The organism is Ilumatobacter sp. (assembly GCF_049588435.1).
Taxonomy (GTDB): domain Bacteria; phylum Actinomycetota; class Acidimicrobiia; order Acidimicrobiales; family Ilumatobacteraceae; genus Ilumatobacter_A.
Window position 1 is genome coordinate 1 of the sequence record NZ_JBAVYV010000129.1, and the last position, 6,076, is coordinate 6,076.

Below are 6,076 nucleotides of genomic sequence, written 5' to 3' on the forward strand. Positions count from 1 at the left end.
GCCCAATCGGTGTCGCGGACGAGTCGCCGGATCTGAGTGACGGTCAAGCGGGTGGCGAGTGAGGTGACTTGGCCGTCGGCCCACGCCGGGATGGACCGCACGATCGGCATCAACTGATCGAACGACAACTCACCGGCTCGGAGAGCACCGATTGCGACCGGCAACTCGTGGGCACGTTTCGCAGCGTCGACGAGGTTCGACGCCAGATGGGGTCCGATCCCGCAGCGCCACGCCAGATACTGCTGCGGCGTCCAGAGTCCATCGCCTTGCCAGTCGCGCTTGTCGGCGTTCGTCAGCCAGATCGTGACGTCCAACAGGCGACCCATCTGGGCGTTCAGGTGACCGGCGACGTCATCGCACACCGAATCGAACGTGTCGGCATCGATCACATCGACCGGCCCGACCGGGTGATGTGAGGACGATGTCGAACTCATACCCTAAGCGTACACGTGTTCGATCAAGCAGGCAAGGGGTGGGCTATTCGGGTTCGTGATGGGTGGCAGTGCCGCGATCTGTGCACGAGATCGGCGCCGGTGTGGGACGGGATGCTTCGTGAATTTCCGCTGGACGGCTCTCGTCCACGGGCGAGATCGGGCGACGTCGTAGGCTCGTGGTGTGGGATTGCTGACCTTCAGCCTCAACGTCACCCTGGACGGGTGCGTCGATCATGAGGAAGGCATCGTCGACGACGAGACGCACGCCTACTTCACGCGCCTGATGGACGAAGGCGGGGCGATGCTGTGGGGCCGCATCACCTACGAGTTGATGGAGAGTTACTGGCCGGCGGTTGCTCGCGGCGACGAGGAGGCGCCGCCGGCGATCCGCGAGTGGGCGGTCAAACTCGAGGCCAAACCGAAGTACGTGGTGTCATCGACGCGATCGAATTTTCCGTGGACCAACAGCCACCACATCGTCGGCGATCTGCGTGCAGGTGTGCAGGCACTCAAGGACGCGACGCCGGCCGGCGTGCTCCTCGGGAGCGGCACGCTCGCGACCGAGCTGGACCGGCTGGATCTGATCGACGAGTACCGGTTCCTCGTCCACCCCATGATCGCCGGCCACGGCCCGACCCTGCACCAGAGCGGACTACTCAGCACCCGGCAGCTCGAGCTGGTCTCGGCGAACCCGCTCCGCAACGGTGCAGTCGCCATGCACTACCGGCGCACCCCGTCTCGCTGAGCGCTCGCGGTCGCCCGATCGATCGCGCTCGGACCTCGGGCCTCCCGCCGGGCCTCGCGTGCCGATCAGCGGTCGGCGAGACCGAACTTGGACTTGAGGATCTGGTGATACCGGTACGCGCCGAAGCGGACGAAGTTCGCGGTCGCGTCCGACGGACTGCAGCGCACGACGTCCCCGGGTGACAGCACGCTGTGGGGCTGGCCGTCGACGGCGACGTCGGCTCGCCGATGCCCCGCGACCTCGATCTCGACCACTTCGTCGGGACTCAGCACGAGGGAACGATCGAACAACATGTGCGGCGACACCGGGGTCAGCAGGATCGCCCGATGCTGTGGCGAGACGATCGGACCACGCGCCGACAACGAGTAGGCGGTCGAACCGGTCGGCGTCGACACGATCAGGCCATCGGCCTCGTAGTGAGTGAACGGATGCCCATCGATCCGCGCGAGCAGGCGAACCGTGTGTCCCGACTGGTTCTTCTCGACCACGGCTTCGTTCAGGGCCCGACCGACGAGCGTTCCGTTCACCGCGACGTCGAGGAGCATCCGTTCATCGAGATGCCACTCCCCCGCCTCGGCCCCGAGTCCGAACCTGTGCAACGCGTCGCACATCGTGTCCGGTTCGACCTCGGTGAGATAGCCGAGCGACCCCAGATTGATCCCGATCAGTGGGACCGCTGCGCCGGCCAACAAATCCACGCTGCGCAACATCGTCCCGTCGCCGCCGAGGCTCACGACGACGTCGGCATCGGCCAGCCGACGGTCGCTCGAGTACTCCCCCATCTCGAGTTCGTCACCGTCGACGACCGGCATCCAGAACTCGATCTCACGCTCGGCGCACCACTTCGCGACGGTGAGCGCGTGGGTTCTGGCCTCGCCGCGCTCGTGATGAGCGACCAGTACCAGGCGGGCGAGGTTCATGCGTCGGCACCGTCGTCCGTGTGGGGGCGGTGAGGAGTGGTCAGACGAACGAGGAACTCGACATTGCCGTCGGCACCGGTGATCGGTGAGGTGGCCCACCCCTCGACATGGCAACCGGCCTGGTCGATCGCATCGGCGACCTCGGTTCGGACCCGGTCGTGCACGATCGGATCGGTGACGACTCCGCGTCCGCGCCCGACCTCGGCCCGACCCGCCTCGAACTGCGGCTTGACGAGAAGGATCATGAAGGCCCCAGGCTTGCACACGGCCACCATCGGCGCGATGACGAGGCGGAGAGAGATGAACGACAGGTCGCCGACCGCACCATCGACGGGGCCGCCGAGGAGATCGGTGGTGACGGAGCGAATGTTCTGCCGCTCGATGTTGATGACGCGGGGATCGGCGCGCAGCCGCTCGTGCAACTGGCCGTGACCGACGTCGACCGCCACGACCTCGCGGGCACCGCGTTGGAGGACGCAGTCGGTGAATCCACCGGTCGACGCTCCTGCATCGAGAATCCGCAGTCCGGCCACGTCGACACCGAACTCGTCGAGCGCATGGTCCAGTTTGTGGGCGCCGCGACCCACGAACCGCGCCGGTGGACCGTCGACGACGATCGCGTCACCGGGCGACACCTGCCGGGCCGGCTTGGAGGCGACCGCCCCGTTCACGAAGACCCGATTTGCATCGATCAGCGCCTGCGCCACCGTTCTGCTCGGAGCGAGATCACGGCGCAGCAGTTCGGCATCGAGCCGACGACGGGCTGCCATCGACTCGAACGATCAGCGCGCGGTGCGCTTGGTGGCGACCTTGCGTACGCCCGACGACCCGACGGCCTTCTTCGCGGTCGTCTTCTTGGTCGCCTGCTTCTTCGCCGGTGCCTTCTTGGCGGGAGCTTTCTTCTTCGCCGGTGCCTTCTTGGCGGCGGCCTTCTTCTTGGCAGGAGCCTTCTTCTTCGCTGGAGCTTTCTTGGCGGCGGCCTTCTTCTTGGCCGGTGCCTTCTTGGCTGCGACCTTGTTCGGCTTGGCGACCCGCTCGGACAGGCTCTCGGCGAGTTCCTCGAACCGGTCCTCGAGGTCGTCGAAGCGCTCCGACATCCAGCTCACCTGCTTGGACACCTCGCGTTGGATGATCTCGCCGAGGCGCTCGGATGTCTCCTTGCCCCGCTCCACCAGTCCGCCGATGAGCTTCTCGGCGTCACGCTTCTGGACGTCGCCGGCGGCAACCAGTTGGCGGACGGCTGACTCGGCCTGCTTGCGCGAGACCTCGCCGAATTGCACACCTGCATCGAGAAGCCGTTGGAGCGATGACGTAGCCATGGCCTGCAGACTAATCCAACGCCGCCACGACCGACGCGAGGTCGTGGGCGGTGCTCGCGTTGGCTGGAGTGACGCCCGAAGCGACCAGCGCGAACCGACACCCGATCGCGCGGGCGAATCGGCCGTCGGTCCCGGGACGGTCACCGACCATCAGGAGCGTGTCGGGATCGGCGTCGACCACGTCGAGGACGAGGTCTGCCATCGGCCGGTCCGGCTTGCCGGCGAACACCGGATCGACACCGCCGACCGCTGCAACCGCTGCGACGATCGATCCGCCGCCGGGTTCGAGGCCGGCGGGAGTGGGGAACGTCGAATCACGGTTGGTCCCGACGAGGCGTGCGCCGTCGAGAACGGCTCGACCCGCAACGCGGAGTCGCTGGTAGTCGAACGCCCGATCGAGCCCGACGACGACGGCATCGGGTGGGTCGTCCAGCGAGGTTCCGTCGTTCGCGACGGGGATGGCGCCTCGCCCGAGCACCGCCTCGTGGATTCCCGGTCCACCCGTGATCAGGATGCGTTCGCCGGGTTCGACGAGTGATGCGGCAGCCATCGACGACGAGATCACGTCGCCGACGGCGTCGATGCCGATCGCCGCAAGCGCTGCCTCGTGTTCGGCGACCGTTGCGACCGAGTTGTTGGTCACGAACAACACGCGACGTCCGGACGCCCGGAGGTCGCTGATCGCATCGACCGATCCAGGGATCGGTTCGTGGGCGAGCCACACGACGCCGTCGAGGTCACACAGCACAGTCGAGATCCGTCGTGGCATCCTGTGATGGTGCCACGGTTCACTCCATTCCCCGCCCTCCGCTACAGCGATCGACAGATCGACGATCTGATCGCTCCACCGTACGACGTGCTCTCGGACGCCGACCTCGACGAACTCAACCGGCGCAGCCCGTTCAACGTGACCCACGTCGACGTACCGCGCGAGTCGGATGGCCCCGGGCGCTACGAGCGCGCCGGCGAGTTGTTGCGCCAGTGGATCGACGCGGACGTCATGTCATTCGACGACGAGCCGACGTTCACGCTCTATCGCCTGCGGTTCACCGACGCCAGCGGAGCCGATCGCAGCATCGTCGGCGTGCTGGGCGGACTCGAGGTCGGACCGTACGGCGAGTGCGGTGTGTTGCCCCACGAGCGGATCACGCCGAAGGCGTCGACGGACCGACTCGACCTCACACGGGCGACGCGCACGAACATGTCACCGATCTGGGGGCTCTCGCTGGCCGACGAGCTGACCGCACTGCTGGCCGATCCCGGCGAAGAGATCGCCACCGTGACCGTCGACGGCGTGGAGCATTCGGTCGAGCGCGTCACCGATCCCGATCGGATCGCCGCGATCTCCGCGAAGATCGCCACCGATGACGTGCTGATCGCCGACGGACACCACCGCTACGGGGTCGCTCAGAAGTTCCGCGACGAGATCCGCTCCGCCACCGGCAGCGACACGTCCGACGCCGAGGACACGCTGGTGTTCGTGAGCGAGCTCGTCGACGACCAGCTCAGCGTCGAGGCGATCCACCGCCTGTACTCCGACATCCACGTCGACGACCTCGTGCGCGCCCTCGACGTCGGGTTCGATCGCACCCCGGCACCGCAACCGTCGGCGGCCACCCTCGCGGAGATGGACGAACGCGGTGCGCTCTGCCTGATTCGCCCCGACGGCACCGCCGAATGGCTCACGCCGAAGCCCGGAGCGTTCGACGGGGTCCGGTCACTGGACGGACTCTGGCTCGAGGAACTGCTCGCCGGCGTCGACCACTCGGTGACCTACCAGCATGGCGTGGACCGCGTGATCGAGGCCGTCGTCGGTGGCAACGCCCATGCGGGTGTGCTGATCCGTCCGGTGAGCGTGGCCGAGATCGAACGAACCGCCCGCGAGGGTGTCGTGATGCCGCCCAAGTCGACGTTCTTCACCCCGAAGCTGCTGACCGGCCTCGTCATTCGTCCGCTGGCCTGATCAGGCCGGCCGCGGCTGCCCGCAGCGACCGCACCGACTTGGCACGTCGTGCGGGAAGCAACGAATCGACGACGACCTCGGTGCGGCTCTGCGTGAGCCCACCGGAGCGGAAGAAGCGGCGACGGACCGTGCCGACGATGACGACTTCCTCGTCGACGGCGAACGACGACAGCGCCGACTCGGACGGGTCGTACCAGGCGACGGGAACCGAGATCTGACGGTCATCGACGGTCGTGGACAGATCGAAATTGACGACGTCGGATCCCGACTTCAGCGACCTCCGAGCGGGTTCGTTGGTGACCGTGCCTCCCAGCACGACCACGTTGTGAGCGGATGACGAGTTCTGGCCCATGACAGGACCTCCCAGAGAAGTGACGTGGGACGGTGCATGGGGAGAGTCGGTGATGCGCACGCTACTCACGGGGTACCTCGCAGTTCATCGGGGCCGCCGCGGTCACCAGGCTCGCATGGCTCCAGTGCGAACCGAATCGGAAACACTGCGGCCGTTCGGGAAGCACGGCCCGATGTGGGAGGTTTGCTGACCACGAATGCTCGATTCGACGTTGCGCCCCGTGAAGGACCGCCTGCTCGGTTCCCTGTCGCGCTCGGCGCTGCGGCGACTCGACCCGATCCTGATCTCGTTCGTCGGCCTCGTGCTCGGGCTCGGGGCGGCCGTGGCTGCGTGGCAGCTCCTG

The 6,076-nt window shown here is 67.0% G+C and carries 8 protein-coding genes; 2 read left to right on the top strand and 6 right to left on the bottom strand.

Translation table 11 applies throughout. The annotated features are described in order from the left end of the window. Positions 1-434 (bottom strand): hypothetical protein (locus WBV89_RS04845; RefSeq protein WP_423980207.1); only part of this gene is annotated, 434 nt, incomplete at its 3' end. Between the two features lie 181 nt (positions 435-615). On the opposite strand from WBV89_RS04845, the gene WBV89_RS04850 reads away from it, so the two are divergent. Then, positions 616-1,179, top strand: coding sequence for a dihydrofolate reductase family protein (locus WBV89_RS04850; protein ID WP_423980208.1), 564 nt, complete (start codon positions 616-618; stop codon positions 1,177-1,179). 65 nt (positions 1,180-1,244) lie between these two features. Here the strand turns inward: WBV89_RS04850 and WBV89_RS04855 are convergent, their stop codons facing one another. The 4 genes from WBV89_RS04855 to WBV89_RS04870 are packed head-to-tail and all read right to left on the bottom strand — an operon-like array spanning position 1,245 to position 4,187. Beyond that, the gene (locus WBV89_RS04855; protein WP_423980209.1) at positions 1,245-2,099 is read right to left on the bottom strand and encodes an NAD(+)/NADH kinase; all 855 of its coding nucleotides are present in this window, start codon (positions 2,097-2,099) and stop codon (positions 1,245-1,247) included. Further along, positions 2,096-2,869, bottom strand: a complete 774-nt coding sequence (locus WBV89_RS04860; protein WP_423980210.1) for a TlyA family RNA methyltransferase — start codon at positions 2,867-2,869, stop codon at positions 2,096-2,098. Before WBV89_RS04860 ends, WBV89_RS04855 begins: the two co-directional genes overlap by 4 nt. A 12-nt stretch (positions 2,870-2,881) precedes the next feature. Beyond that, positions 2,882-3,418 carry a hypothetical protein gene (locus tag WBV89_RS04865; RefSeq protein WP_423980211.1) on the bottom strand — a complete coding sequence of 179 codons (537 nt, stop codon included), beginning with the start codon at positions 3,416-3,418 and terminating at the stop codon, positions 2,882-2,884. Between the two features lie 10 nt (positions 3,419-3,428). Continuing rightward, the gene (locus WBV89_RS04870; protein ID WP_423980212.1) at positions 3,429-4,187 is read right to left on the bottom strand and encodes an HAD-IIA family hydrolase; all 759 of its coding nucleotides are present in this window, start codon (positions 4,185-4,187) and stop codon (positions 3,429-3,431) included. Between the two features lie 6 nt (positions 4,188-4,193). On the opposite strand from WBV89_RS04870, the gene WBV89_RS04875 reads away from it, so the two are divergent. Further along, the gene (locus WBV89_RS04875) at positions 4,194-5,381 is read left to right on the top strand and encodes a DUF1015 family protein (protein ID WP_423980213.1); all 1,188 of its coding nucleotides are present in this window, start codon (positions 4,194-4,196) and stop codon (positions 5,379-5,381) included. Here the strand turns inward: WBV89_RS04875 and WBV89_RS04880 are convergent. After that, positions 5,362-5,733, bottom strand: coding sequence for a single-stranded DNA-binding protein (locus tag WBV89_RS04880; protein ID WP_423980214.1), 372 nt, complete (start codon positions 5,731-5,733; stop codon positions 5,362-5,364). The genes WBV89_RS04875 and WBV89_RS04880 overlap by 20 nt on opposite strands. Positions 5,734-6,076: the final 343 nt, after the last annotated feature.